At 45.1% G+C, this 24,289-nt stretch carries 32 protein-coding genes; 3 read left to right on the top strand and 29 right to left on the bottom strand.

The window, feature by feature from the left end; translation table 11 throughout:
- Window position 1: 1 nt before the first annotated feature.
- From rpsH to D1151_RS06420, 22 genes are all read right to left on the bottom strand, one after another.
- Window positions 2-400, bottom strand: coding sequence for a 30S ribosomal protein S8 (gene rpsH, locus D1151_RS06525; protein ID WP_160201954.1), 399 nt, complete (start codon window positions 398-400; stop codon window positions 2-4).
- A gap of 178 nt (window positions 401-578) precedes the next feature.
- Window positions 579-764 carry a type Z 30S ribosomal protein S14 gene (locus D1151_RS06520; RefSeq protein WP_160201955.1) on the bottom strand — a complete coding sequence of 62 codons (186 nt, stop codon included), beginning with the start codon at window positions 762-764 and terminating at the stop codon, window positions 579-581.
- Window positions 765-773: 9 nt separating this feature from the next.
- The gene (rplE, locus tag D1151_RS06515; RefSeq protein WP_160201956.1) at window positions 774-1,319 is read right to left on the bottom strand and encodes a 50S ribosomal protein L5; all 546 of its coding nucleotides are present in this window, start codon (window positions 1,317-1,319) and stop codon (window positions 774-776) included.
- 17 nt (window positions 1,320-1,336) lie between these two features.
- Window positions 1,337-1,642, bottom strand: a complete 306-nt coding sequence (gene rplX / locus D1151_RS06510; RefSeq protein ID WP_160201957.1) for a 50S ribosomal protein L24 — start codon at window positions 1,640-1,642, stop codon at window positions 1,337-1,339.
- Between the two features lie 14 nt (window positions 1,643-1,656).
- Window positions 1,657-2,031 (bottom strand): 50S ribosomal protein L14, encoded by a 375-nt coding sequence (gene rplN, locus D1151_RS06505; RefSeq protein ID WP_160201958.1) that lies wholly within the window; start codon window positions 2,029-2,031, stop codon window positions 1,657-1,659.
- A 14-nt stretch (window positions 2,032-2,045) separates the two neighbouring features.
- Entirely contained in the window at window positions 2,046-2,306 is a 261-nt protein-coding gene (gene rpsQ, locus D1151_RS06500) for a 30S ribosomal protein S17 (RefSeq protein WP_160201959.1), read from the bottom strand.
- Window positions 2,307-2,324: 18 nt separating this feature from the next.
- On the bottom strand, window positions 2,325-2,528 hold the full coding sequence (gene rpmC, locus D1151_RS06495; protein WP_160201960.1) for a 50S ribosomal protein L29: 204 nt from the start codon (window positions 2,526-2,528) through the stop codon (window positions 2,325-2,327).
- Entirely contained in the window at window positions 2,528-2,959 is a 432-nt protein-coding gene (rplP, locus tag D1151_RS06490; protein ID WP_160201961.1) for a 50S ribosomal protein L16, read from the bottom strand. Before rplP ends, rpmC begins: the two co-directional genes overlap by 1 nt.
- 26 nt (window positions 2,960-2,985) lie before the next feature.
- Window positions 2,986-3,864, bottom strand: coding sequence for a 30S ribosomal protein S3 (gene rpsC / locus D1151_RS06485; RefSeq protein WP_160201962.1), 879 nt, complete (start codon window positions 3,862-3,864; stop codon window positions 2,986-2,988).
- A 17-nt stretch (window positions 3,865-3,881) separates the two neighbouring features.
- Window positions 3,882-4,217, bottom strand: coding sequence for a 50S ribosomal protein L22 (gene rplV, locus D1151_RS06480; RefSeq protein ID WP_160201963.1), 336 nt, complete (start codon window positions 4,215-4,217; stop codon window positions 3,882-3,884).
- Window positions 4,218-4,233: 16 nt separating this feature from the next.
- Window positions 4,234-4,512: a 30S ribosomal protein S19 gene (gene rpsS / locus D1151_RS06475; protein WP_160201964.1), complete on the bottom strand. Its 279-nt coding sequence runs from the start codon at window positions 4,510-4,512 to the stop codon at window positions 4,234-4,236.
- Between the two features lie 17 nt (window positions 4,513-4,529).
- Complete coding sequence (gene rplB / locus D1151_RS06470; RefSeq protein ID WP_160201965.1) at window positions 4,530-5,363, bottom strand: 50S ribosomal protein L2; 834 nt, start codon at window positions 5,361-5,363, stop codon at window positions 4,530-4,532.
- Window positions 5,364-5,381: 18 nt separating this feature from the next.
- Entirely contained in the window at window positions 5,382-5,672 is a 291-nt protein-coding gene (rplW, locus tag D1151_RS06465) for a 50S ribosomal protein L23 (protein WP_160201966.1), read from the bottom strand.
- On the bottom strand, window positions 5,672-6,295 hold the full coding sequence (rplD, locus tag D1151_RS06460; protein ID WP_160201967.1) for a 50S ribosomal protein L4: 624 nt from the start codon (window positions 6,293-6,295) through the stop codon (window positions 5,672-5,674). Before rplD ends, rplW begins: the two co-directional genes overlap by 1 nt.
- 29 nt (window positions 6,296-6,324) lie before the next feature.
- The gene (gene rplC, locus D1151_RS06455) at window positions 6,325-6,960 is read right to left on the bottom strand and encodes a 50S ribosomal protein L3 (RefSeq protein ID WP_160201968.1); all 636 of its coding nucleotides are present in this window, start codon (window positions 6,958-6,960) and stop codon (window positions 6,325-6,327) included.
- 287 nt (window positions 6,961-7,247) lie between these two features.
- Window positions 7,248-7,559 carry a 30S ribosomal protein S10 gene (rpsJ, locus tag D1151_RS06450; RefSeq protein ID WP_160201969.1) on the bottom strand — a complete coding sequence of 104 codons (312 nt, stop codon included), beginning with the start codon at window positions 7,557-7,559 and terminating at the stop codon, window positions 7,248-7,250.
- Between the two features lie 693 nt (window positions 7,560-8,252).
- On the bottom strand, window positions 8,253-9,851 hold the full coding sequence (locus D1151_RS06445; protein WP_161908364.1) for a polysaccharide biosynthesis protein: 1,599 nt from the start codon (window positions 9,849-9,851) through the stop codon (window positions 8,253-8,255).
- A 211-nt stretch (window positions 9,852-10,062) separates the two neighbouring features.
- Complete coding sequence (locus tag D1151_RS06440; protein WP_161908363.1) at window positions 10,063-10,968, bottom strand: carbohydrate kinase family protein; 906 nt, start codon at window positions 10,966-10,968, stop codon at window positions 10,063-10,065.
- A 33-nt stretch (window positions 10,969-11,001) separates the two neighbouring features.
- Window positions 11,002-12,666 (bottom strand): nucleoside kinase, encoded by a 1,665-nt coding sequence (locus tag D1151_RS06435; protein ID WP_160201972.1) that lies wholly within the window; start codon window positions 12,664-12,666, stop codon window positions 11,002-11,004.
- A 120-nt stretch (window positions 12,667-12,786) separates the two neighbouring features.
- A complete protein-coding gene (locus tag D1151_RS06430; protein ID WP_160201973.1) occupies window positions 12,787-12,924 on the bottom strand; it encodes a hypothetical protein in 138 nt (45 codons plus the stop codon).
- Window positions 12,925-13,011: 87 nt separating this feature from the next.
- Window positions 13,012-13,536: a PC4/YdbC family ssDNA-binding protein gene (locus tag D1151_RS17145; protein WP_161908362.1), complete on the bottom strand. Its 525-nt coding sequence runs from the start codon at window positions 13,534-13,536 to the stop codon at window positions 13,012-13,014.
- A gap of 121 nt (window positions 13,537-13,657) precedes the next feature.
- Window positions 13,658-14,563: a metallophosphoesterase gene (locus D1151_RS06420; RefSeq protein ID WP_243151174.1), complete on the bottom strand. Its 906-nt coding sequence runs from the start codon at window positions 14,561-14,563 to the stop codon at window positions 13,658-13,660.
- 156 nt (window positions 14,564-14,719) lie between these two features.
- On the opposite strand from D1151_RS06420, the gene D1151_RS06415 reads away from it, so the two are divergent.
- Entirely contained in the window at window positions 14,720-16,171 is a 1,452-nt protein-coding gene (locus tag D1151_RS06415; protein ID WP_161908360.1) for an MATE family efflux transporter, read from the top strand.
- A 404-nt stretch (window positions 16,172-16,575) separates the two neighbouring features.
- Here D1151_RS06415 and D1151_RS06410 read toward each other — a convergent pair whose 3' ends face one another.
- Both D1151_RS06410 and D1151_RS06405 read right to left on the bottom strand, forming a co-directional pair.
- Window positions 16,576-17,325 (bottom strand): exodeoxyribonuclease III, encoded by a 750-nt coding sequence (locus D1151_RS06410; RefSeq protein ID WP_160201977.1) that lies wholly within the window; start codon window positions 17,323-17,325, stop codon window positions 16,576-16,578.
- A 12-nt stretch (window positions 17,326-17,337) separates the two neighbouring features.
- Window positions 17,338-18,252 (bottom strand): pseudouridine-5'-phosphate glycosidase, encoded by a 915-nt coding sequence (locus tag D1151_RS06405; RefSeq protein ID WP_161908359.1) that lies wholly within the window; start codon window positions 18,250-18,252, stop codon window positions 17,338-17,340.
- Between the two features lie 137 nt (window positions 18,253-18,389).
- On the opposite strand from D1151_RS06405, the gene D1151_RS06400 reads away from it, so the two are divergent.
- Complete coding sequence (locus D1151_RS06400; protein WP_161908358.1) at window positions 18,390-19,088, top strand: M23 family metallopeptidase; 699 nt, start codon at window positions 18,390-18,392, stop codon at window positions 19,086-19,088.
- A 26-nt stretch (window positions 19,089-19,114) separates the two neighbouring features.
- Here D1151_RS06400 and trmB read toward each other — a convergent pair whose 3' ends face one another.
- The 4 genes from trmB to D1151_RS06380 are packed head-to-tail and all read right to left on the bottom strand — an operon-like array spanning window position 19,115 to window position 22,236.
- Window positions 19,115-19,753, bottom strand: a complete 639-nt coding sequence (gene trmB, locus D1151_RS06395) for a tRNA (guanosine(46)-N7)-methyltransferase TrmB (protein WP_161908357.1) — start codon at window positions 19,751-19,753, stop codon at window positions 19,115-19,117.
- 7 nt (window positions 19,754-19,760) lie between these two features.
- On the bottom strand, window positions 19,761-20,558 hold the full coding sequence (locus D1151_RS06390) for an energy-coupling factor transporter transmembrane protein EcfT (protein WP_160201981.1): 798 nt from the start codon (window positions 20,556-20,558) through the stop codon (window positions 19,761-19,763).
- Window positions 20,555-21,412, bottom strand: a complete 858-nt coding sequence (locus D1151_RS06385) for an energy-coupling factor transporter ATPase (RefSeq protein ID WP_161908356.1) — start codon at window positions 21,410-21,412, stop codon at window positions 20,555-20,557. Before D1151_RS06385 ends, D1151_RS06390 begins: the two co-directional genes overlap by 4 nt.
- A complete protein-coding gene (locus D1151_RS06380) occupies window positions 21,397-22,236 on the bottom strand; it encodes an energy-coupling factor transporter ATPase (RefSeq protein WP_161908355.1) in 840 nt (279 codons plus the stop codon). The genes D1151_RS06385 and D1151_RS06380 overlap by 16 nt, the downstream gene beginning before the upstream one ends.
- An 87-nt stretch (window positions 22,237-22,323) precedes the next feature.
- Here D1151_RS06380 and D1151_RS17040 point away from each other — a divergent pair, with 87 nt between their 5' ends.
- A complete protein-coding gene (locus tag D1151_RS17040) occupies window positions 22,324-22,452 on the top strand; it encodes a hypothetical protein (RefSeq protein ID WP_275557599.1) in 129 nt (42 codons plus the stop codon).
- An 87-nt stretch (window positions 22,453-22,539) separates the two neighbouring features.
- On the opposite strand, the gene D1151_RS06375 is transcribed toward D1151_RS17040, so the two are convergent.
- Window positions 22,540-24,225: a D-alanyl-D-alanine carboxypeptidase family protein gene (locus D1151_RS06375; RefSeq protein WP_160201984.1), complete on the bottom strand. Its 1,686-nt coding sequence runs from the start codon at window positions 24,223-24,225 to the stop codon at window positions 22,540-22,542.
- Between the last annotated feature and the right edge of the window lie 64 nt (window positions 24,226-24,289).

Genomic DNA, 24,289 nt, shown 5'->3' with positions numbered 1-24,289 from the left:
CCTACCATACATAACAGATGACTTCGCCGCCAACGCCAAGCTGTCTTGCTTTCTTGTCGCTGATTACGCCCTTAGATGTGGAAACGATTGCGATTCCCAGACCGCCCAGTACCTTTGGTACTTCGTTAGCCTTTGCGTAAACTTTCAGACCAGGCTTTGAAATCTTCTTAATTCCTGTGATAACTCTTTCTTTGCCGGCACCGTACTTCATCTGAACTTTGATGATGCCCTGCTTGTTATCGTCTATAACTTCGAATCCATTAATGTAGCCTTCTTCCAGTAAAATCTCTGCGATAGATTTTTTGATTCTTGATGCAGGGATTTCAACTGTTTCATGACCTACAGTATTGGCATTTCTGATTCTTGTTAGCATATCTGCTATTGGATCTGTCATTGTCATTACAGTATATCTCCTTTACTCTTGCGCGGTTCGAAGCGTCTAATCCTTTCTTTTTGCTGAGATCGGGGCGGTAAAATTCACCAAATCGGAGATTTGGGAATTTCTCGCACAAGACCTACCAGCGATTTCTTTCAGAAATCGGGTTAGGGCTTCGCCTTCGCACTGATTTAACGAATTCTTACCAGCTAGCTTTTCTTACGCCAGGGATTTCACCTTTGTAAGCAAGCTCTCTGAAGCAGATACGGCAGATGCCGTATTTCTTTAATACAGAGTGAGGTCTTCCACAAAGTCTGCATCTTGTATAAGCGCGAGTGGAGTACTTCGGTTTTCTCTGCTGTTTTACTTTTAGAGATGTCTTAGCCATCTTAACCTCCTATTGCTTTTCGAACGGCATGCCCAGAAGCTCAAGCAGTGCTGCTGCTTCTTCGTCAGTCTTAGCCGTCGTCGTAAATACAATGTTCATACCTTTGATTGTGTCAACATCATCATAGTTAATTTCAGGGAAGATTAACTGTTCCTTGATACCCATGGAATAGTTTCCTCTGCCATCAAAAGAGTTTTTGCTGACACCCTTGAAGTCTCTTACTCTAGGAAGAGAGATGTTGAAGAACTTATCAATAAATTCATACATGTTATCCCCTCTCAGAGTAACTTTTGCTCCAACCGGCATGCCCTGTCTCACTTTGAAGTTAGCGATGGACTTTTTAGCCTTTGTTACAACCGGTCTCTGACCTGTGATCAGTCCGATTTCTTTTACGGCTGTTTCCAGAATCTTAGCATTTTCTTTTGCTTCGCCAAGACCCATATTTATAGTAACTTTCTCCAGCTTAGGTACTTCCATTACATTTTTGTACTGGAACTTTTCCTGCAGTGCTGGGAATACTTTTTCTTTATAAGTTTCTCTTAATCTTGCTGTCAAAATCGTCTCCTCCTTTCTTAGTCGATTACAGCTCCGGTCTTTCTGTTGACTCTAACTTTTTTGTCGCCATCAACTTTGTAACCGATCTTTACTGCTGCTTTTGCTTTTGTATCGTAGAACATTACGTTAGAAGCGTCGATTGGACCTTCTACATGTTTGATTTCAGCCTTAGCAGTTCTTGTCTGCTTCTGGTGCTTAGTCTGAATGTTTACGCCTTCTACGATGACTCTGTTTTCTTTCGGCATAGCTTTCAGGACTTTGCCTGTTTTGCCCTTATCTTTACCAGTAATCACAATTACTGTGTCGTCTTTTTTAATACGCATCTGTCAACACCTCCTTACAGTACTTCTGGTGCCAATGACACAATCTTCATAAAGCCCTTATCTCTGAGCTCTCTTGCAACAGGTCCGAAGATACGTGTTCCCACTGGGCTCTTGTCTTCTTTATCTTTAATGATTACTGCAGCGTTCTGGTCAAACTTTACATAGCTGCCGTCTGCTCTTCTGGCACCTTTCTTAGTTCTAACCACTACAGCCTTGACAACGTCACCTTTTTTAACGACGCCGCCTGGTGTTGCTTCTTTAACAGCACAAACGATTACATCACCGATATTCGCATACTGACGGGAAGTACCGCCCAGAATACGGATACATAAAAGTTCTTTTGCACCTGAATTGTCAGCAACTCTTAATCTAGTTTCAGTCTGAATCATGATTTGGTGCCTCCTTATTTAACTTTCTCTACGATGTTCACAAGTCTCCATCTCTTGTCTTTGGACAGAGGTCTTGTTTCCATAATTCTAACTTTATCGCCAATCTGGCATTCGTTGTTTTCATCGTGAGCCTTCACCTTCTTGGTTCTTTTTACAGCTTTGCCGTAAAGGGAATGTCTTACGAAGTCTTCGATTGCAACAACTACAGTCTTATCCATCTTATCGCTTACTACGATGCCGACTTTAGTCTTTCTTCTGTTTCTTTCAACTGCCATAATTTACATCCTCCTTTCTTAAGCCTGAACCTTTTCCAGTTCTTTTTCTCTTATGATAGTTTTCACTCTAGCGATGTTTCTCTTTACTTCTCTCATTTTAACAGGGTTTTCAAGCTGGCCTGTTACGTGCTGGAATCTCAAGTTGAACAGTTCTTTTTTCATCTTTTCCAGCTCAGCTGCGAGCTCGATTTCTGTCATTTCTCTCATTTTCTTTAATTCCATTATGCTTCACCACCCTCTGCTGCGTTTTCCTTGATGGCAAACTTACATTTAACAGGTAACTTGTGCATAGCAAGTCTCATAGCTTCTCTTGCCTGTTCTTCAGTTACCCCCTCAATCTCAAACATGACTCTGCCAGGTTTTACAACTGCTACCCAGTACTCAGGTGCACCTTTACCGGAACCCATACGTACTTCAGCAGGTTTCTTTGTTACTGACTTGTGTGGGAAAATCTTGATATATACTTTACCACCTCTTTTGATAGATCTTGTCATGGCAATACGAGCTGCCTCGATCTGATTGGAGGTGATCCATCCACATTCCTGTGATACCAGGCCATATGCACCGTAGGTAATTGTGTTGCCCTTGGTTGCTACGCCCTTCATTCTACCTCTATGAACTCTTCTGTGTTTAACGCGCTTTGGCATTAACATGGCTTTGTTCCTCCTTTCTTCAGTGCTTATTCTTCAGTAGCTTCTGCAGTTTCCACTGCTGCTTCTACCTGTGGTTCTTCTACTTTTTCTACCTTCGGAGTCTTTCTAACTCTTGGGTTTACAGCTTTCGGCGCTTCGTGTCTGTCGTTTCTGTCGCCGCGATCATTTCTCTTTCTGTCGCCACGTCTGTCGTTTCTTCTTCTGTCGCCGTCTTTCTTGCCTCTTCTGTCTCTCTTTTCACGCTTTTCTTCGCGAACCGGGCTCTGTAATCCCTTGTCGAGGATTTCTCCGTGGTTAATCCATACTTTGATACCGATCTTACCATAAGTGGTGTCTGCTTCCGCAAACCCATAATCGATATCAGCTCGAAGAGTGTGGAGAGGAACGTTACCTTCGCTGTACTTTTCACTTCTAGCGATTTCAGCACCGCCCAGTCTTCCGGAGCAGAGAACTTTGATTCCCTTTGCGCCAGCTTTCATGGTTCTGCCCATTGCCTGTTTCATGGCTCTTCTGAAAGATACACGTCTTTCTAATGCCTGTGCGATGGACTCAGCTGTCAGCTGTGCATCGAGTTCAGATCTTCTAACTTCTTCGATGGAAATCTCTACTTCTTTCTTTGTCATTTTAACCAGTGCAGCCTTCAGTTCTTCAACGCCGTTGCCGGAACGTCCAATTACCATACCAGGTCTTGCAGTTAAAACGATGACTCTGATTTTGTTTTCTGCAGCTCTTTCAATTAACACTTTAGAAACGCCTGCAGCATATAATTTTTTCTTTACGTATTCTCTGACTTTGTTATCTTCAACCAGCATGTCTGCAAAGTTGTGCTTGTTTGCATACCATTTGGAATTCCAGTCTTTGATTACGCCCACTCTCAATCCATGTGGACTTACTTTCTGACCCATTCAATGAACCTCCTATCTTAGTCTCTTTCCTTCAGAGTCACGCCAACGTGGCTTGATCTCTTCAGAATGATTGATGCTCTACCTTGTGAACCGGCTCTCCATCTCTTCATTGTAGGGCCCTGATGAGCATATACCTCAGCAACGTATAAATTGTCCGGATTCATATCGAAATTGTTTTCAGCGTTTGCTGCTGCTGACTGAACAACTTTTTCAACGATTTCAGCACCTTTACCCGGTGTGAATTTCAGGATTGTTAATGCCTCCGCTAAGTCTTTGCCTCTAACCAGATCAGTTACCGGTTTCAGCTTGATAGGAGACATTCTTACGTATTTTGCAACTGCTTTTGCTTCCATTTCTTATCTCCTTTTCTTATCTAACCTTTGATGACTTATCTGCAGCATGACCTCTGTAAGTTCTGGTTGGAGCAAATTCTCCAAGCTTATGTCCTACCATGTCTTCTGTAACATATACAGGCACATGTTTTCTTCCATCATGGACTGCAATTGTGTGACCCACCATCTGTGGGAAGATTGTAGATGGTCTAGACCAAGTCTTGATAACTTTCTTTTCGTTCGCTTCGTTCATTGCTTCGATAGCTTTCAGAAGCTTCACGTCTACGAAAGGACCTTTTTTAAGTGATCTACTCATTTATCTATGCTCCTTCCTTATTTCTCATTTCTTCTCTTTACGATATACTGATTAGAAGCTTTGTTCTTCTTTCTGGTCTTATAGCCAAGAGCAGGTTTACCCCAAGGAGTAACAGGACCTTTACGTCCGATAGGCGCTCTGCCTTCACCACCGCCGTGTGGGTGATCGTTCGGGTTCATAACAGAACCTCTAACGGTAGGTCTGATACCCATGTGTCTTTTTCTTCCTGCTTTACCAATCTGGATGTTGGAATGATCTGCATTTCCAACTTCACCGATGGTTGCTCTGCACTGAATCAGAACTTTTCTAACTTCTCCGGAAGGCAGTCTTACCTGCGCATATTTGTCTTCTTTTGCCATCAGCTGCGCGGCATTACCTGCTGATCTTGCCATCTGACCACCTTTGCCAGGCTTCAGTTCGATGTTGTGAATCATTGTACCAACTGGAATGTTAGCGATTGGAAGTGCGTTTCCAACCTTGATATCAGCTTCAGGACCGGAATAGATTACATCGCCTACCTTTAATTTTTCAGGTGCGATGATATATCTCTTTTCACCGTCTGCGTATACGATTAAAGCGATGTTTGCGCTTCTGTTTGGATCGTATTCGATTGTCTTAACAGTTCCCGGAATATCGTCTTTTCTTCTCTTGAAGTCGATGATTCTGTATTTTGGTCTTGTACCGCCACCTCTGTGTCTAACGGTAATCTTACCTCTAACGTTTCTTCCTGCATGTTTTTTCAGAGTTACTGTCAAAGATTTCTCAGGAGTTTTCGCTGTGATTTCTTCGAAAGTAGAAACGGTCATACCTCTCTGTCCAGGAGTCGTTGGTTTATATTTTTTAATTCCCATTCGTAGTTACCTCCTATATTACAGACCCTGGAAGAACTCGATTTCTTTGCTGGCTTCTGTCAAGGTTACAATCGCCTTCTTGTAAGCAGCTCTTCTTCCCATGGTTCTTCCCATTCTCTTTAATTTTCCGTCATAGTTCATAATGTTGACTTTTTTAACTTCAACACCAAAGATTTCTTCAACAGCCAGTTTTACCTGGGTCTTGTTAGCGTCTGTTGCAACTTTGAATGTGTACTTCTTTTCCTGTGCCTGGTCCATACTCTGTTCGGAGATAACCGGCTTGATAATTACGTCGTATGCGCTTCTCATTATAAGTACACCTCCTCAATTTTTTCGATTGCTTCCTTTGTTACGATGAAGCTTGTGTGGTTTACGATTTCGTAAACGTTCATGGTTCCTACCTGGGCAGTTTTTACGCCAGGGATGTTTGCTGCGGATCTAACAACGTTTTCGTCTTTTTCGGCAGTGATGATCAGTGCCTTTCTTGCAGCTTTGACATTCTCTAAAACCTTAACCATTTCCTTAGTCTTAGGAGCATCAAATTTCAGTTCATCGAGTACGATGATTTCTTTATCTAATACCTTTGCGGAAAGAGCGGACTTCAGTGCCAGTCTCTTTAACTTCTTAGGTACTTTATAGCTGTAATCTCTTGGCTTCGGTGCGAAAGCGATACCGCCTCCTACCTGTGAAGGGTCAGTTGTGGAACCCTGTCTGTGACGACCGGTACCTTTCTGTCTGAAAGGCTTTCTGCCGCCTCCTCTGACTTCGCCTCTAGTCTTTGCGGACTGTGTGCCCTGTCTCTGGTTTGCCAGATAATTTACAACAACTGCGTGAACAGCGTTAGCATTTGGTTCGATACCAAAGATTTCGTCTTTAAGCTCAATTGTTCCGGCTTCAGTTCCGGCCATGTTAAGCATTGTTACTTTTGCCATTTTATGCTTCCTCCTTTCTGAAGTCTATTCTATTTGTCCTGACCTTTGACAGCGTACTGGACTTTTACCAGACTTCCTTTGCCGCCAGGTACTGCGCCCTTAACCAGCATCAGGTTTCTGTCAGTGTCAACTTTTACTAAAACTACGTTCTGAACGGTAACAGTTTCGCGTCCCATTCTACCAGGTCCGGCATTACCCTTGAATACTCTGGAAGGATAAGTACCAGCAGCCAGTGCGCCGGCTAATCTCTTGTGCTTAGAACCGTGGGTCATCGGACCTCTGTGATGTCCGTGTCTCTTGATGTTACCCTGTGTGCCTTTACCTTTGGAAGTACCGGTGATGTCCAGTTTGCTTCCTTCTTCGAAATCAGCAACAGTGATAACCTGTCCTAATTCGTAAGTTTCGCCTTCTTCTACTCTGAATTCAGTCAGATGTTTCTTCAGAGGAGCACCGCTCTTTGCAAAGTGACCTGTCATAGGTTTGTTCACTCTGTGTGCTTTCTGATCTTCGAATGCAACCTGTACTGCGTTGTAACCGTCAGTTTCTACTGTCTTAACCTGTGTTACAACTTCAGGACCAGCTTCGATAACTGTTACAGGAATTACTTCTCCTGTTTCTGCGAAAATCTGGGTCATACCGATTTTCTTGCCTAAAATAGCTTTCATATTGTTTCTCCTTTTCACTTACATTGGATTGCTCTGGTGTGCAACTTGCCGCAGCGGCGCCGCATCTTGCGCCTGGGCTCTCACAGGTGAGCCTTTGGCAGCTTTTCCCTCTCATGCAATCTTACTAAGGGAAGGTCCCTTACTTTACTTGTCTTTTTCCGGCATTGCTGCGTTGCTGCTCCTTCTCTGCGATACTCACGCACTTAAGTGCGCTCCGTTTCTCGAAACTCACACGCCTTGCACTCCCGAAAAAATCCTGCGTAACTTTACTATTACACCTTAGCTGACTACAGCTTGATTTCGATGTCTACGCCAGCAGGTAAATCCAGCTTAGTTAAAGCGTCTGTAGTCTGCAGTGTAGCATTGGTGATATCGATCAATCTCTTGTGTGTTCTCTGTTCGAACTGCTCTCTGCTGTCCTTATATTTGTGAACAGCTCTCAGGATTGTCACGATTTCTTTCTCTGTCGGAAGCGGAATCGGTCCGGAAACGTCTGCGCCAGTTTTCTTGGCAGTTTCCACGATCTTCGCTGCGGACTGGTCTAATAACGCATGGTCATAGGCCTTAAGCTTAATTCTGATTTTCTGTAATTCGCTCATTTTTTCCTCCTAAAATTTTTTGTACTGTTTTCGCTATGCTTGTACAGGGGTTCTTTTCTGACCAGATGTTCTGTGCCTCGCGAATCTGCGCAGAACCCAGTCAAATGCCCACTTCTGTAACGTGTGCGGTGGAATTGCTTACTTTGCACACGGCTCCGTGCGTTTCTTTATTTTTCGCACAAAGCAAAAGTCGGCGAACACCTTCGCCCCCATCTGGTGGGGACAATTCTCTGTAGAAATTACCGGATAGCTCCGCAACTTCCTACTTCATCGCCTTAAGCAAGCCTTTTAATTATATATGAGGTTGGTAAAGATTGCAACCCTTTTTTAAAAAAACTTTTCACGATTTTTGAAGTTTTTTCATGATATGACACAGTGATTTCAACTGCTTAAACCCCATATCATTATACACTGATCCTGGCGTTTCTATTATGACAACAACCATCTTAGAATTCATTTTACCTGTGCTGCACTATTTTCCCTAAAAACACCCTGGAAGGTGGACTTTTTCTAAGTGAAAAAGCGGCATCCGCACCATGACCCTTGATTCAGCGTCATATGGTGCAGCATCAAGACTACACAAGCGCAGAAACGCAACATTGCCTTACATTTGCCTTAAAATGGTGGAGATTTTTACATTCCTAATTCGAGATTCTCTGCATGTATATCCGATGACTGCACTGCGCCATCGACTTAAACCCTGAAAATCCGCATCAAAAGCTCACCTCCCGGTAGCGCCCGCAGCTCTGCCGGACTTACAGCTTTCATGCGCAGAACCAAAACACTGTATGCCGCCATGCTGAGTAGGATACTGCATAAAACGCCCAAAGCGTTTCCCGCCCATGCGAAGACTATATTATAGGAGCCATACGCGCACAGACCCATAATCATAGCTGCCAGCATAGGCTTTACAAAGGTTTGCACAAAGGGAAAGTGTACACCAGTTTCCTTTTTTATTTCATGCAAGTTTAAAATCAGTGCAATCAAATATGCGCCACTTGTTCCCAAAGCAGCTCCCCTCACATGAATGGTGGGAATACCCACCAGCACATAGGTCAGCACCGTTTTCAGCACAGCGCCGACAGCCATATTGCGCACCGGTTTCATCTGTTTACCTACGGACTGCAGCGCTCCAGTTGTGGTCTGCACGATGGCAAGGAGTATCACGCCGATGGTCATAACCTGCAGAGTCGGCACAGCCTGCAGCGCATTTTCTCTCTGATTAAAATACAGCAAAAGAAGAATTGGTTTGGCAAGAACAAAAAGACCTACAGCGCAAGGACACGCTAAAAGCATAGTCATACGCATACTAATTCGGATGTTTTCCTGCACCTTATCTTTTCTTCCCTGCCAAAAAAATGCTGCAATGGAGGGCACCAGGCTCACCGCAATTGCCTGCGTAAAAGTCTGGGGCAGTGAAATCAGTGTATCGCAATAAGCACCATACTGATTATACAAGTTCAACGCCTCACTCGCTTCCCAGCCTGTATCTTTTAACCTTGAAACCACCAGTGTCGTATCAATGGCTGACATCAAAGGCATGATTTCTGCCCCGATTACGATAGGTACTGCAATCCAGGCAATTTTCTTCAGAATTTCTACAGTCGATTCCGACCTTAAACTAGCTTCGCCTGCAAGTTGTTCGGGAGCTTTTCCAAATTGTCTGCATCGTCTCCAGTAAATCGCACCTATTACGCACATGCCTGCCATGGCCCCCGCGACAGCGCCAAAAGTAGCGCCAGCAGCGGCGATATCCAAGCCCTCATCATATAAATAAAATCCCAGTCCAAGTCCTGCGGCTACTCGCACCACCTGCTCGAAAACTTCTGAAACCGCTGTAGGGCGCATATCCTGCTGTCCCTGAAAATATCCCCGAAAGGCAGCAAGCAGCGGTACGATACACAGCGCTGGCGCTATGGCCCTCAGAGAATTTTGAGAGCCGGGAATATCAATTACAGAGGCGATTAAATCTGCTCCGAAAAAACAAATGGCAAAAGCGGCTGCTCCGATTACCGCCATCAGTTTCAACGCTGTAAGAAAGACTTTTCTTGCGCCAGACCGATTCCCTACCGCAGTGCGCTCCGACACCATGCGCGAAACTGCAACCGGTATCCCCGCCGTTGCCAGCACTAAAAAAATGGCATATATCGTATATGCTACATTATAGTATGCCATACCCTCGCCCAGCTTGTTGGCAATAGGAATTCTAAGCGCTGCTCCCAGCAGTTTCACTAAAATTCCTGATATGCTCAAAATCACTGCGCCTCTTATAAAATCTCTCTTTCCATCCATGTTTTCTCCCAACCCTTTTATAGCTTTCTATTTAGTATATCAGAATAGACCATTTATTTGAACTGATATTTTATAGAAAGATAACAAAAGAAAAAGGACGTGATTCTCAAATTCAGCGAACCCCGTCCTATCTTTTTAATAATATTCCACTTTTGCCTGAAAGCGAGCCTTTGTATGTGTACATACCGGTCACTCACCCGGTGCTTCTATTCTATATTCTGTCGTATACTTTTTCCATAGATATCTCCGGATTTACTGCCGTCTTCGCTTCCATAGCAATAGATGCACAGGCGATGCCCATCTGCGCCGCTTCTCTGGCTGACATGCCTTTCACATGCCCCAGCAAAATCGCTGCAGAAAAAGCATCGCCGGCTCCAGTGGCGCTTAATACCCTCACCGACTTTGTCGCTGCGATCCCCTCGCAAGCGCCTTCTCTGTAATAAGCACCCTTTTCGCCAAGACTGATAAAGACCCTTTTTACACCCTGTCTGCAAAACCATTCTCCTGCTCTTGACAGAGAAATCTCATCAGTGATCTTAATACCGCTTAACAGTTCTGCCTCAATGCGATTGGGTTTTATGGTGTGAAAAGCTCCGATAATCGGCTTTACCCGTTCCGCCTTTGAAGCAGATACCGGATCTAGAAACAGAGGTACTCTGGCACGCTCCGTGATGTAATCCAAGCTTTCCCTCTGTAGATTACAATCCACACCAACGATTTTCGAGCGATTCAGAAACTCCATCTTGTCTTCCAGAAATGCCGGTGTAATCCGCTCCAAAATATCCATGTTGCAAATGGCAAGTTCCATATCATTTCTATGATTGAGAATAGACAAATACACCCCCGTGCTTTCACCCTGAATATGGTAAATATGATCTGTATCCACGCCAAGACTTTCCAGCTGCTTTCTAGCACTTTCTCCCATAAAGTCATCACCTGTCAAAGAAAGCATGGCTGCATCGCCGCCCATTCTTGCGATATTCTCTACGATATTTCGCCCTACGCCTCCAAAGGACTGATTCACAATCCCTGGATTGGAATCCGCCGTGCGAAGCGGCTGATAGGGAATCCCCTCAATATCAATATTGATTCCTCCGACTACAGTTATCTCTGCCATTTTCTTGCTGCATCCTTTCTGGTATACCTCTTATCAATCCGTAAAAATACTTCCGCCGATAAACTCTCTGATAATTGAGTTGTTGACGATGATACTGTCATCCTCTATGGTTTTAAAGAAACGCAGGAATTTCAGCATGCGCACTGCATCTGCATATTCTGCTTCCTGGGGACTTATTTCCTTCAACAGCGGCTCTGCATATTTCTTTAGAACTGCAATCTCATAAACATGGTACGAATTAAACAGCACATCCGCTTCTCCGCTGTACGGGAAAATATTTTTGTCCTCACCCGCACGCACCTTTGGCCAGCTTGCAATGGTGCTCTGTGCGTTGTGACCTCTATACAGATTATCGCGCACCATACGCCGCAGCATTCGTTCATCAGTCGTTGGGATTCTGTTATGTGCATCGATATTAAGCTGTGTCAGCGGACTGATATAAACCTTAAACTTTTCTTCCTTCGGAATATAGGCAGTCAACTCTTCGTTGAGCGCATGGATGCCTTCAATGACGATAGGCTGATTTGCCTTGATCGATGTAATTCTTCTCCCGTATTCTTTATGTCCAGTCATAAAGTTGAAAGTCGGCAAATCCACCTTTTCGCCTGCCAGCAGGTCATTCATATTGCTGTTGAACAATTCAATATCCAGCGCCTGTAAATTTTCATAATCCCTCTCGCCGTGCTCATCGAGCGGCGTCTGCTCCCGCTCAACAAAATAGTCGTCAGTTCCCATATAAATCGGATCCAGACCATTCACCTTCAGCTGAATGCAGAGTCTGCGCGCAAAAGTGGTCTTGCCTGATGAAGACGGTCCGGCAATGAGAACAATCCGTTTATTCTGCTGTTTTATCATATCGGCAATCTCTGCAATTTTCTTCTCGTGCAGCGCCTCAGAAAGCTGAATCAGCTCTCTGTACTGACCATTTTCAATTTTCTCATTCAAATCCGCCACGTAGTTGACGCCCAGCAGTTTGTCCCATCTGGTTTGTTCTCCAAATGCCTGATACATCTTCGTTTCATCCACATAAGGCGGAATCTCTCCCGGATTCGATGGGTGCGGAAAACGCAGCAACACGCCGCGGCGATATTTCATCAGCTGAAAGAACTGAATATATCCTGTAGACGGCGCCATCAGCCCATAGAAAAAATCTCTGACATTGCCGAGGGAGTAGAACTTTACGTCCTTTAAATTAAGAGAAGCACCCATAATCTTCTGTTTGTCTCTGCGCCCTTCTCTTTCAAAAATCTCCATGGCTTTTTCTCTGGAGACAACCTCTTTCACAAAAGGCATATCGGCATCTACGATTTCCCGCATTCGCTTTTCGATCTGCGCAACCTGCGCCTCAGTCACAACTTCCGCCGTTTTAATTTCTGTATAGACTCCTTTATTTAAAGAGTTCTGTATTTCAACACGCACATTGCCCAGACAATCTGACACGGCTTTCAGATAGATTAAAGACAAGCTGTACTGATAAATCAGATTAGCAGCCTGCGTCCTTATATCCAAAAGTTCCACACGGCATTCTGTATCCAGCGCATAAGTCAGATCCTCAAATTTATTGTCTACCTTCGCCGCTATAATCGTATAAGGCAAGTCCTTCTCATAGCTTCGATAAATTTCCTCTATTGTAATTCCCTGTTCCAGTTCCAACATTTCCCACGGACCCCTTGGAACTGTTCTAAGATAAACCTTCATATTTAATCTCCTTCCTTGCGGCAGTACCGCAATCCTTCTGAGGTTATTATATCACACTCGCCTTTTATGTAAAAGCAAAAACACAAAGAGAGGGATTTCTCCCTCTCTCATCTGCTGAAATTAGCAACATGTAGGTTCGCATGTGTCGCCGCAGCTGCCACATCCGAAAGCGCCCGGATTGCAGAACAGCAGAACCAGTAATAAGAAAAAGAATAACAGACTATCGTCCATACCTCTTCTATTATTAAAACATGACATAATACATACCTCCTGTTTTAGTCGTTTGCTATATATTATGTGGTCTGCTTGTCATTGGTTCATGAAAAATCGACACGATCTGTAAGCTTAAAACGGAGTTACATCGCTGACCTGCACAGGCGTCAAATCCACAGACTCTTGCTCTGTCTCAGTATCAGCTCTAGACTCCTCCACCTCTTCAGCTGAACACTGACACGGTTTCTGAGATGCGCATGACAAATCCTCACCTTCTGCGACTTCCGGTTCAGGCGGAAGTGCTGCTTCATAGCTTTCGGCATCAACAGCCTCTGCAATCGCACCTCTAGCCTCGGCACTCTGCTCAAACTGTTCTCGCTGACGATCTCTGCGCTGTTTCTCAAGCCTTCTGCCTTCTTCCACTGCCTTTCTCGTGTTATTGTTCAGATACAAATCCACCAGCTTTCGCATTTCTGCAGCATGAAGGGTAATGCCCTTACGCATGCGTTCATGATGAGGATCCCAATCGCGAAGATCATATTTAGCGGCAGCGCCATTCCAACTGATGATATTCAGCTCACGATTCCATCCGCTCTCAAATCTGGTGATAACTCCTAAATGTTCTTTAATTTCAAATGTGATATTTTTCTCTGACATTTCCATCTCTCTTTCCATGCCAGTTCGCCCATGTATATGCTACCATATTTTACATTTACTGTCAACTTCTTTGTCAGCATTTTATTTTCCTCTGCACACAAGCTTAGAAAATCAAATACTACTATTGCTGCGACTCAACTTGAATTACCACAATCTCTGGTCTATTGAACACTCTGAACGGGAAGGTACTGTTGCCCAGCCCCCTGCTGATTACCATAGTACTATTCCCCGATTGATGCATACCACTTGTCAGCTTCGGTAAAATTCCCTGCCCAGGCGCAAACAGTCCCTGTGTGAAAGGCAGTCGAATCTGTCCGCCGTGCGCATGCCCTGCAAAAATCAGATTGATACCAGGTACAGCATACACTTCCAAAAACTGCGGCTCATGAACCAGCAATAGTGTAAAAGCATTCTCACCTTCCCCCGCATCTGTCAGAAGCGCCGCAATACACTCCCGCACCAGCTGCCTATCAATTTCCGTATCAGAAACCTTCTCTCTACTGCACTTTTCTCCTTCACGTAAAGCGCCGCCGCTAATCTTCGCACGATAAATCGTTTCCTCTGACAGCCCTAAAAGCCGCATCTGCGGCGCACCACTTTTTGTAAAGGTTGTCGCTCTGTCCCTGAGCAGGACAACTCCCATTCCTTCTAACACATCGTACATCTGCGATATTTCCTCTACGGGCAGCGCCAGCTCGTGATTTCCATCAACATAGTAAACCGGCGCAATCTTCACAAGCCCCTCCATCAATGTGATTCCCGCCTGATAGTCCGTATGATTTCGATCTGTCAAATCCCCTGTAAACACAATCAAATCCGGCGAAGCAGCCCTTGTTTTTTCTAAAATCCGTCTCTGTGCTTTGCCGAAATACTCACTCTGTAAGTCCGACAGATGTACAATCCGAAGTCCGTCAAGGGCAGAAGGCAGCGCCTTGTTCCAGTAAAAATATCTCGTTGTTTTTATGCTCTTTCTGCTCCACCAAAGAAAGCCTCCGAGAAGCAAAAGCAACACTGTCATCACAATCATCTGAATCAAATCCTTTTTTCCTTATAAACAGCATTATACAAGAAAATAGCTTTTGCCGCAACATCCGCACATAATACACAGCAAATCTCTTGTATACAATCCACATGCTTTATGATATACTGGTATTCACGTATTACAAACAAGGAGGGCAAAAGCATGCAGCAGTTACAACAGAACAATCATCCAAAACGTCTGAAGCTCATCGGGGACAGAGCGTTTTATAAGAAAGTGCTTCTTATTGCCGTCCCGATTATGCTACAGAACGGCATTACCAACTTTGTCAATATGCTGGATAATATCATGGTAGGACAGGTGGGTACAGAGCAAATGTCCGGCGTTTCCATCGCCAACCAGCTGACGCTGGTCTTTAACATGGCAGTGTTTGGTGCTGTGGCAGGTGCCGGTATTCTGGGCGCCCAGTTTTTCGGCAGCAAAAATAACGACGGGCTGCGTCATACCATGCGTTTTAAAATACTCTGCGGTGTGATTCTGACCCTACTTGCCGCATTAATTCTAATTCCCTTCGGCGGCACGCTAATCGAAGCGTTTCTCCATCAGGGAGAAAGCCATGGCGATCTTGCCGCCACGTTAACCTATGGCAGAAACTATCTTTTAATTATGCTGATTGGCATGCTGCCCAGCGCCCTGTCTCAGGTTTATTCCAGTACACTCCGCGAAACCGGGCAAACTATCGTGCCGATGATCAGCGGTATCGTTGCTGTCCTTGTTGACCTGGTCTTCAATTACATTTTGATTTTTGGAAAATTTGGCGCGCCTGCTCTGGGTGTAGAAGGGGCTGCTATCGCCACTGTCCTCTCGCGCTTTGTCGAGCTTGCTATTATCGTAGTATGGACACATCAACATACGGAGCAACTTCCTTTCATCAAAGATCTCTACCGCAGTCTCCATGTGCCGGCAAGACTTGTCAAACAGCTGCTGCGCGTCGCTACGCCGCTGTTTTTCAACGAACTACTCTGGTCACTGGCGCTGGCTTTCCTGGCGCAGTGCTATTCCATGCTGGGGCTTGACGTCATAGCCGCAGAAAACATCGCCAATACCTTGAGTAATGTTACCAACGTAGTCTTCGCTTCTCTGGGCGGCTCTGTTGGCATCATCGTGGGGCAACTGCTTGGCGCGGGAGAACTGGAAAAAGCCCGGGAGGAAGACAATCAGCTCATCGCCTTTTCCATGTTCTGCAGCGTGATTACAGGAATTCTTCTCATCCTCATCGCGCCTCTGTTTCCGCAGCTCTATAATACTGCCCCGGAAATCCAGCATATCGCCATGCGGTTCATCCAGATTCAAGGACTGTCCGCGCCGCTGTTGGGATTTATCAATGCGTCCTACTTCACCCTGCGTTCCGGCGGAAAAACCATCATCACCTTTTTCTTTGACAGTATGTTCCTGTGGGTCTGCACCATTCCTGCGGTCACCATCATGGTTCGCTTTACCAGCCTGCCTGTGGTGCTGGTCTTCCTGATCGACCATTCGCTGGATTTGATCAAATGCGCCATCGGATTCGTCTTGGTCAAAAAGGGCGTCTGGCTGCAGAACCTGACCGGCGAGCAGGGCGGAAATCAGAATGGAAGTGAAAGTTGTGCAGACTAACCCATAATCGCCATCGATTTGCACAACCCATCGCAAAACAATAAGTTCAAAGTTATGCAAATACTTGCTTGAATTCATCCCTTTGCACAACTTTATGCCAGTCAAATACCTTGAAGTGGTGCAGAACATGCTAATCTCTCGTAAATTGCACAACTATAGAAGGAAAAAAGGGTAAAAGTTTTGCAAATGAATGCTGCATCATAAAATCTGCACAACTGTATGATAACCAAAGCCCTTAAAGTTGTGCAAATCGGGTAGTTACCTTCTATTCCTGCACAACCACCTATCAAAAAACATAAAGCAACACAAAAGGCACAGCCCCAGCGGTGGTTCAAAATCCCACTAAAGGCTATGCCTTAATTTTTTCCTATTTCCGTACGTCAATTCCTTTCAAACTGTATCCTCTACAGCTCTATTTCCAGCTCCACTGGGCAGTGGTCGCTACCAAAGATGTCCGTATGAATCTTTGCATCCACAATTTTGTCTGCAATGCGCTCACTGACGAGAAAATAGTCGATTCTCCACCCCGCGTTGTTCTTGCGAGCGTTGAAACGGTAGGACCACCAGCTGTACACGCCTTCCAAATCGGGATATAGATAACGGAACGTGTCCACAAAACCTGCCGCCTGCAGTTTGCGCATTTTGTCCCGCTCCTGGTCGGAAAATCCGGCGTTGCCCCGATTAGTCTTTGGATTCTTCAGGTCAATTTCCTCCTTAGCAACATTCATATCGCCGCAAATGATGACCGGCTTCTTCTCATCCAGTTCCAGCACAAACGCCCTGAAATCATCTTCCCACTCCATACGGTAGTCGATTCGCTTCAGCTGATCCTGCGCATTGGGCACATAAACATTGACCAAAAAGAACTTCTCATATTCCAAAATCACAGCCCTACCCTCATCAGTATGCTTACCGAAATTAATCTGCACAGACTGCGGCGCTTCCTTTGCAAAAATAGCCGTGCCGGAATAGCCCTTCTTTTCAGCGCTGCTGAAAAATTCCAGATAATCGGGCAGATCCACTTCCGCCTGCCCTTCCTGCATCTTCGTCTCCTGAATGCAGATAAAATCCGGCGTAAGCGCCGTCATAGATTCTACGAATCCCTTGCCGAGACATGCCCTCAGCCCATTAACATTCCACGAAATTAGTTTCATCTCTTTGCTCCTTTATAATGTGCAAAGAGCACAAGCAATCTGGGCTGCAACCTTTGCATTGTTGTAAACAAGCTGAATATTCGCCTCAAGGCTTTCTCCGTCTGTAATTTCCTTTACCTTCGCCAGCAGGAACGGCGTCGTCTCTTTGCCGCTGATATTCTTTTCAGCGGCCTCTGCAATCGCCTCGTCAATAGCGCGGTTAATCGTATCTGCATCCATGGAAAACTCTTCCGGAATCGGGTTAGCAACCAACATGCCCGTATGCAGTCCACATTTTCGCTGTGCATCAAAGGCTTCCGCAACCGCTAGCGGCGTATCCAGTCTATAATCTACGGCAAATCCGCTCTTTCGGGTATAGAATGCCGGCAGTTCTTCCGTCCCGTAGCCGATAACAGGAACGCCTTTGGTCTCCAGATATTCCAAGGTCAAACCCAAATCCAAAATCGCCTTTGCTCCAGCACAAACTACCATAACTGGAGTGTTAGTCAGTTCCTCCAGGTCTGCTGAAATATCCATGGTAGTTTCTGCGCCTCTATGCACCCCGCCGATTCCACCGGTTGCAAAAATTTTAACGTCTGCCATGTTGGCAATCATCATAGTCGTTGCCACGGTCGTCGCTCCGTCAATCTTTTGGGACAGCACTACAGGCACGTCTCTTCTTGAAGTCTTTACAATTTCAGCGCCTTTCTTACCCAAATATTCGATTTCGTCTTTAGAAAGACCGCACTTGAGTCTGCCACCGAGAATGGCAATCGTTGCAGGTACTGCACCATTATCTCTAATAATCTGCTCCACAGCAAGAGCCGTCTCTACATTCTTCGGATACGGCATGCCGTGAGAAATGATGGTAGATTCCAGCGCAACCACTGGTCTGTTACTTTCCAGCGCCTCTCTTACCTCTGGCGCAATATCTAAATACTTGTTCATTAAAACCCCCTGTTTATTATATTATCACAAGAATTTTTTTCTATTTTAAATTATAGACGTTTCTCCCTTTTTTTACAAGTTAATATTAGTATGAATCCTGCCGGAAGTGGTGATACTAAATGCAGGAGGTGAAGAACATGCGCCAAGCAGAAAAGAAAAAAGGAAAAGACAAAGTTGCTGCGGTTTTAATGCTTTGTTTCTGTCTCATCGCTCTCGTCTCGATTTTCACCATAAAGTCCAGCATAGACAAGATTGCAAAAAGTGCAGGTGACGTGCCGGCAGCGACAGAAACACCGACAAAACCACAACTAGATGAGCAGACTTCCCCAGCGGAAGAAGCACTCGATGAAAATGAAAATTCGGAAGAAACCGCTTCCAACATTCCAACAGTTGACAGCCAGAAACAGACAAAGAAGAAAACAGCTTTTGCTAGTCCTATGGACATGTCAACAGCAAAAATTTCCAAGGAATACTCCATGGACATGGTGATTTACAACCTGACCTTAGACCAGTACATGACCCACCCAGGCCTTGATTTTGAGGCGCCGCAGGGTTCTGGCGTAAAAGCTGTGGCTGACGGCACCATCACTGAGGTTTACACCGACGACGCCTATGGCATTACCATCGAAATCACCCATCAGGGCGGTTACATTTCCCGCTACTGCAATCTGGCAACAGACAAGCTATGCGAGAAAGGTGATACCGTAAAGAAGGGGCAGGTCATCAGCAACATCGGCAAATCTGCGCTGTACGAATCCATGGACAAAGCTCATCTGCACTTTGAGATTTTGAAAAACGGAAAAGTCTGCGATCCGACCAAAGTCATTTCTGACTAATCGCAGTCGAAAGAAAAAGAGCCATCTCAGGCTCTTATCTTTACATAGTTGATATTTTTCCCCGTCTTTGCGAATTTATCTTCGTATTCAGTGGTAATATTTTCTGCCGCAAACTCCGAAGCGTGAAGATCTCTGCTCATCTCTAAAATTTCCAGATTTTCCTCTTCAATCTGTTCCAGGGTAAATGTAAACAACCCCTCGTTGTCTGTTTTGAAACAAATGCCGCCACCGGCACAAATAATCTGCCGGTACTGCTGCAGCCTTTTTCCGTAGGTAAGCCGCCTCTTTGCATGGCGATCCTTCGGCCACGGGTCACTGAAATTCAGATACACCCCCGCAAGTTCTCCATCCGCAAAGAATTCTCTAATGTCTTTTACATATTCCAAAACAAATCGCACATTGGCGATCTGATCTGCGTCCGCTTTTTCAAGCGCCCTAAGTACCACACTTTGGTGCCCTTCGATTGCCACGAAGTTTCTGTCCGGATACCTCTTCGCCATTTCTGTGATAAACTGACCTTTGCCACAGCCAATTTCCAGATAGACAGGGTTATGGTTTCCAAAAATTTCCTGCCATTTTCCCTTATTCGCAGCTGGGATTGGTACCGTAAACGCCCCATAAGCTGCCAGTTTATTGTCAATATCTTTAATCTTTCTCTGTCTCATATATCCTCTAATAAATCTTCATCAAAACAATGGCTGCCAGAAACAGCGCCATCAAAACCATCGCAGTATAATCTCTGCCCTGCATCTTCATGGCATGCATGCGCGTTCTGCCTTTGCCGCCTCGATAACACCTTGCTTCCATGGCCATTGCTAAATCCTGCGCAATGCGAAATGCGCTGATAAACAGCGGTACTAAAATCGGAATCAGCGCCTTTGCTCTGTTCAAAATATTGCCGCTCTCAAAATCTGCACCCCGCGCCTGCTGGGCTTTCATAATCTTATCCGTTTCTTCAAGAAGCGTCGGAATAAAACGGAGTGCAATAGACATCATCATCGCAATTTCATGAGCGGGCACGCCGACATGCGAAAGAGGTCCTAAAAGCCGCTCTATACCGTCAGTTAGACCGATTGGTTTTGTCGTCAAAGTCAAAAGGGATGAGCCGATAATCAAAAGTACCAGACGCAGCGCCATAAATGCCGCCATATAAAGACCTTCTTTGGTGATTTTCAAAAATCCCCACTGCCACAGCACCTGCCCGCTTGTCATGAAGATATTGAGGCAAAAGGTAAAAATGATAATCAAAAGTATCGGCTTCAGTCCGCGCATAATAAAGGAAAGGGGTACTTTGCTGACCGCCACCACGGTGCCCAGCGCTGCAATACTGACCGCAAATCCGACAAAGCTGTCCACCAAAAACAATTCTACGATAAACAAAATCGTCGCAATAATTTTGATTCTCGGGTCTAATCTATGAATGGGGGATTCCACCCCGTAATACTGTCCAAGCGTAATATCTCTAATCATGATTTCCTCTGCAAATACTCATATATTGATTCTGTCGCCTCCTTGAGACTCAGAATGTTTTCTTCCACAGGAATGCCCTTTTCTTTGAGCTGGCACATCAGTTCCGTCACCGGCGGTACAGAAAGTCCGATTCCAGCCAGCCTGTCTCTCTGCGCGAAAATTTCCTTCGGTGTACCCGCCATGACCAGCTTTCCTTCGTCCATGACCAGCACTTTGTCCGACAGCGCTGCCACGTCCGCCATATTGTGGGAAACGAAAAGAATGATATTGTTCTGCGATTCATGCACCTGCTCAATCATAGAAAGTATATCCTTGTGCGCCCCCGGATCAAGTCCCGCAGTAGGCTCATCCAAAATCAGCACATGGGGCTTCATGGCGATAACGCCTGCAATAGCTACCCGCCGTTTCTGCCCGCCGGAAAGCTCAAAGGGGGATCGATCTTTGATGTCCTCGTAGGAAAGCCCCACAAGCTCCAGTCCTTCCTTAACTCTGCTGTCAATTTCCTCCGGGGAAAGCCCCAGATTCTTCGGTCCAAATGCCACATCCAGCGCTACGGTTTCTTCAAAAAGCTGATACTCTGGATACTGGAACACCAACCCTACTTTTTTTCTAATATCCCTCATGCTGACACCGGGCTTCGTAATATCGATGCCGTCAATTTCGATGGAGCCGCTGTCCGCTTTCAAAAGTCCGTTGAGGTGCTGCAGCAGGGTCGATTTTCCGGAGCCGGTATGTCCGATGACACCGACAATTTCGCCGTCGTATATGTTAAAGTTAATATTGTCCAGCGCCTTCTGCTCGTCAGGCATACCTTTGGAATAAATATGGGATAAATTTCTTACTTGTATTGACATATGAATTCCACCAATCCTTCAGCGGTAATGATTTCCTTTGGAATTTTGATTCCGCGTTTTCTCAGCCTCTGGGCAAGTTCCACCGCAAGAGGCAAATCCAGACTCGCCTCTCTAATCGTTTCTTCCTGTGCAAAGACTTCCTCCGGCGTGCCGTCAAGCAGCACATGTCCTCTATCCATAATAATGATTCGGTCAGCCTGCACCGCTTCGTCCATAAAGTGGGTAATCAGCACTACAGTAATACCCTCATCGTGGAGCTGTCTGATAATCTCCATGATTTCTTCTCTGCCTTTTGGATCCAGCATAGCAGTCGGCTCATCGAAAATGATGCATTCTGGTTTCATCGCTACTACTCCGGCAATAGCAATTCTCTGTTTTTGTCCTCCGGAAAGCATATGGGGAGATTTTTTCTTATATTTTCCCATATTGACTGCTGTCAACGCATCATCCACCCGTCTTCGGATTTCGACAGGGTCTATGCCCAGATTCTCAGGTCCAAAGGCCACATCATCCTCAACGATGGAGGAAACCAGCTGGTTGTCAGGATTCTGAAAGACCATCCCGGCGCTCTGCCGCACATCCCAGATGTGGTTGTCATCGCTGGTATCCCAACCTCTTACGAAAATCCTGCCGCCGCTTGGAAGAAGAAGTCCGTTCAGGTTCTTTGCCAATGTCGACTTGCCGGAGCCGTTTCTGCCGATAATCGCAGTAAAACTGCCCCGCTCGATAGAAAGCGACACATCGTCAATAGCGCGGACCTTTTCGTCATCCTCTCCCGTCATATATTCAAAGATTAAATTCTCAATGCGAATGATATTTTCCATATACGCCTCTTGGTAATTATTGTTTAACAATTTATTTTACCACAATTACAAAAAATTTGCCATACTATAATTAGGAGGTGATAAAGTATGGAATTCAACAAGTTTGCGGCGATTTCTCCAAGTGAGATGAAAATCATCGATGACGCTGAAAGAAAGCTCTCTGACCAGTGCGGTTGCCAAGTGGCTTTGATTGCTTATGATGTGAAGAGGGACTAATTTCACAAAAAGAAGTCCCTAGAAAAAGACGGTAACCTGCTTCCAGATTACCGTCTTTTTTCAATTGGTGTATTTATTATTGCTAGCTTACCGTTTCTGTGCTACTTTGTCAGACCATGGTGTATAAACTGTGTGACCGTCAATTTTCTTGTAGCCTCTTACTTTGTAATAGTAAGTTTTTCCCTTTGTTGTGCTCTTGTTGAGCGCAGAGAGTTTCTTTGTTGTAACGATCTTCTTATAAGTTCCGTTCTTTTTCGTTGCTCTGTATACCTGATAGCCGTCTACTGCGCTTCCTGTCTTTTTCCAGGAAATTGTAATTCCGCTGGTTCCAGTCTTTGTAGAAACTTTAACCTTGACTGCTTTCACCGCATCTTTTGCAGCATAGTACTGTTTTGCATATTCAATCAGCATAGTACTCTTTTCGTAACGCTCAGCTGTGCCTTCTGCCCCGAAAATTACAGAAACAATATTCTGAGTTTTACCCTCGATTGTCACAGGCACTGCAGTAACCATGTTTGCACCGGATCTGTTGGTTGTTCCGGTTTTCAGTCCGATTGCACCCAGATTGTAAATCAGCGTTCCATAAGTTGAAGTTGCAACAACACCTTCTCCAAAGGTTGGAAGTTCAATTTGTGTCTGTCCTGTAAATGCAGTCAGTTCCTTCTGATAGTTCTTCAGCAAATAGGATGCCAGTTTGAACATATCTTTTGCACTCATGGAATTCTGACGCTTTGCAGTTACTGCGCTGCTGTCATAGTTTGGAAGACCATGTACATTGTAAAATACAGCTGAGGAAAGCCCCAGTGCTTTTGCTCTTTTGTTCATCAGTTTTACAAATGCCTCTTCGGATCCGCTGACAGCTTCAGCCAGCGCAGTTCCACACTCATTAGCAGACGGCAACAAGAATCCTGCCAAAAGATCACGAACAGAAACTTCTTTTCCAAGTTCAAAATTATTTCTGCAAATACCGGTGCTGTCTTCGGAGTTTGCTTCCTCCATCACTGCTTCAGAAATTTTTACTTTCGTATCCAGTGAAATTTTACCTTTGTCAATTGCTTCCTGCACCAGCAGATAAGTCATCAATTTTGTAGTGGACGCCAGCTGGGTCTGTACATTTTCGTTACTTGCGTAAAGGATTTCTCCCGTGTCAGCGTTGCCGACAATCGCACCGTGCAGAAAACTGAAATAACCATTTTTGTCAAGCTGATCGATGTCGATGCTGAAGTTCTTCTTCGTATTCACTGACAGTGCATTTTTCCCAGTCAGCTTAGTTTCCAGACCAAAGGCAAATCCCAGATCTAAAATTTTCATGTAGATATCGTCTCCAGCTTTATACACGCTGTAGCCATAAGGCTTTCCGTCGATCTCCATGTTGGTCGGCGTTGTCATTCCCGGTGTGCTCAGGCTAATATCGTCCTGCCCTTCTTTTGGATTCTGGCTATATGTTACATCAAATGCTGCATTCTCTCCACCGACAGCTTCATAGGCTTTTCCCGTGGTGAAGATGTACTTGCCACTTTCTTCATCGTATTTAAAATTCATCTGCTTCTCGCTTCCACTCAAAGCACTGCATAGATCTTTGACAGAAACATACATGTTATACGCATAGGACGCATTGTACGCTTTTACGGTCACAGGTTCATTTCCATCTACGCTGACTGCCAGATTGACTCTCTGCATCTGATCTCCTGCATAGACGGTTCCCATCGCGCCAAAACACATCGTCATGACGACAGATAAAACCAGGATTACACTGATTAGCTTTTTCTTCATTTGATCATCTCCTTTTCTTTTGTGATATCTCACACTAGAAAGGACATGCAAATGTTGTGCCAGA

Source organism: Emergencia sp. 1XD21-10, assembly GCF_009936045.1.
GTDB lineage: Bacteria > Bacillota > Clostridia > Peptostreptococcales > Anaerovoracaceae > Senimuribacter > Senimuribacter intestinalis.
This window is presented reverse-complemented; position numbering and strand designations above follow the sequence as displayed.

What these genes read in the sequence shown, in the direction of transcription:
- rpsH (WP_160201954.1), bottom strand. Translation starts at nt 400, where the DNA reads ATGACAATGACAGATCCAATAGCAGATATGCTAACAAGAATCAGAAAT.
- D1151_RS06520 (WP_160201955.1), bottom strand. Translation starts at nt 764, where the DNA reads ATGGCTAAGACATCTCTAAAAGTAAAACAGCAGAGAAAACCGAAGTAC.
- rplX (WP_160201957.1), bottom strand. Translation starts at nt 1,642, where the DNA reads ATGCGTATTAAAAAAGACGACACAGTAATTGTGATTACTGGTAAAGAT.
- rplN (WP_160201958.1), bottom strand. Translation starts at nt 2,031, where the DNA reads ATGATTCAGACTGAAACTAGATTAAGAGTTGCTGACAATTCAGGTGCA.
- rpsQ (WP_160201959.1), bottom strand. Translation starts at nt 2,306, where the DNA reads ATGGCAGTTGAAAGAAACAGAAGAAAGACTAAAGTCGGCATCGTAGTA.
- rpmC (WP_160201960.1), bottom strand. Translation starts at nt 2,528, where the DNA reads ATGGAATTAAAGAAAATGAGAGAAATGACAGAAATCGAGCTCGCAGCT.
- rplP (WP_160201961.1), bottom strand. Translation starts at nt 2,959, where the DNA reads ATGTTAATGCCAAAGCGCGTTAAACACAGAAGAGTTCATAGAGGTAGA.
- rpsC (WP_160201962.1), bottom strand. Translation starts at nt 3,864, where the DNA reads ATGGGTCAGAAAGTAAGTCCACATGGATTGAGAGTGGGCGTAATCAAA.
- rplV (WP_160201963.1), bottom strand. Translation starts at nt 4,217, where the DNA reads ATGGAAGCAAAAGCAGTTGCAAAATACGTAAGAATGTCTCCTATCAAG.
- rpsS (WP_160201964.1), bottom strand. Translation starts at nt 4,512, where the DNA reads ATGAGTAGATCACTTAAAAAAGGTCCTTTCGTAGACGTGAAGCTTCTG.
- rplB (WP_160201965.1), bottom strand. Translation starts at nt 5,363, where the DNA reads ATGGGAATTAAAAAATATAAACCAACGACTCCTGGACAGAGAGGTATG.
- rplW (WP_160201966.1), bottom strand. Translation starts at nt 5,672, where the DNA reads ATGAGAAGCGCATACGACGTAATTATCAAGCCGGTTATCTCCGAACAG.
- rplD (WP_160201967.1), bottom strand. Translation starts at nt 6,295, where the DNA reads ATGGCAAAAGTAACAATGCTTAACATGGCCGGAACTGAAGCCGGAACA.
- rplC (WP_160201968.1), bottom strand. Translation starts at nt 6,960, where the DNA reads ATGAAAGCTATTTTAGGCAAGAAAATCGGTATGACCCAGATTTTCGCA.
- rpsJ (WP_160201969.1), bottom strand. Translation starts at nt 7,559, where the DNA reads ATGAGCGAATTACAGAAAATCAGAATTAAGCTTAAGGCCTATGACCAT.
- D1151_RS06445 (WP_161908364.1), bottom strand. Translation starts at nt 9,851, where the DNA reads ATGGATGGAAAGAGAGATTTTATAAGAGGCGCAGTGATTTTGAGCATA.
- D1151_RS06440 (WP_161908363.1), bottom strand. Translation starts at nt 10,968, where the DNA reads ATGGCAGAGATAACTGTAGTCGGAGGAATCAATATTGATATTGAGGGG.
- D1151_RS06435 (WP_160201972.1), bottom strand. Translation starts at nt 12,666, where the DNA reads ATGAAGGTTTATCTTAGAACAGTTCCAAGGGGTCCGTGGGAAATGTTG.
- D1151_RS06430 (WP_160201973.1), bottom strand. Translation starts at nt 12,924, where the DNA reads ATGTCATGTTTTAATAATAGAAGAGGTATGGACGATAGTCTGTTATTC.
- D1151_RS17145 (WP_161908362.1), bottom strand. Translation starts at nt 13,536, where the DNA reads ATGTCAGAGAAAAATATCACATTTGAAATTAAAGAACATTTAGGAGTT.
- D1151_RS06420 (WP_243151174.1), bottom strand. Translation starts at nt 14,563, where the DNA reads ATGATTGTGATGACAGTGTTGCTTTTGCTTCTCGGAGGCTTTCTTTGG.
- D1151_RS06415 (WP_161908360.1), top strand. Translation starts at nt 14,720, where the DNA reads ATGCAGCAGTTACAACAGAACAATCATCCAAAACGTCTGAAGCTCATC.
- D1151_RS06410 (WP_160201977.1), bottom strand. Translation starts at nt 17,325, where the DNA reads ATGAAACTAATTTCGTGGAATGTTAATGGGCTGAGGGCATGTCTCGGC.
- D1151_RS06405 (WP_161908359.1), bottom strand. Translation starts at nt 18,252, where the DNA reads ATGAACAAGTATTTAGATATTGCGCCAGAGGTAAGAGAGGCGCTGGAA.
- D1151_RS06400 (WP_161908358.1), top strand. Translation starts at nt 18,390, where the DNA reads ATGCGCCAAGCAGAAAAGAAAAAAGGAAAAGACAAAGTTGCTGCGGTT.
- trmB (WP_161908357.1), bottom strand. Translation starts at nt 19,753, where the DNA reads ATGAGACAGAGAAAGATTAAAGATATTGACAATAAACTGGCAGCTTAT.
- D1151_RS06390 (WP_160201981.1), bottom strand. Translation starts at nt 20,558, where the DNA reads ATGATTAGAGATATTACGCTTGGACAGTATTACGGGGTGGAATCCCCC.
- D1151_RS06385 (WP_161908356.1), bottom strand. Translation starts at nt 21,412, where the DNA reads ATGTCAATACAAGTAAGAAATTTATCCCATATTTATTCCAAAGGTATG.
- D1151_RS06380 (WP_161908355.1), bottom strand. Translation starts at nt 22,236, where the DNA reads ATGGAAAATATCATTCGCATTGAGAATTTAATCTTTGAATATATGACG.
- D1151_RS17040 (WP_275557599.1), top strand. Translation starts at nt 22,324, where the DNA reads ATGGAATTCAACAAGTTTGCGGCGATTTCTCCAAGTGAGATGAAAATC.
- D1151_RS06375 (WP_160201984.1), bottom strand. Translation starts at nt 24,225, where the DNA reads ATGAAGAAAAAGCTAATCAGTGTAATCCTGGTTTTATCTGTCGTCATG.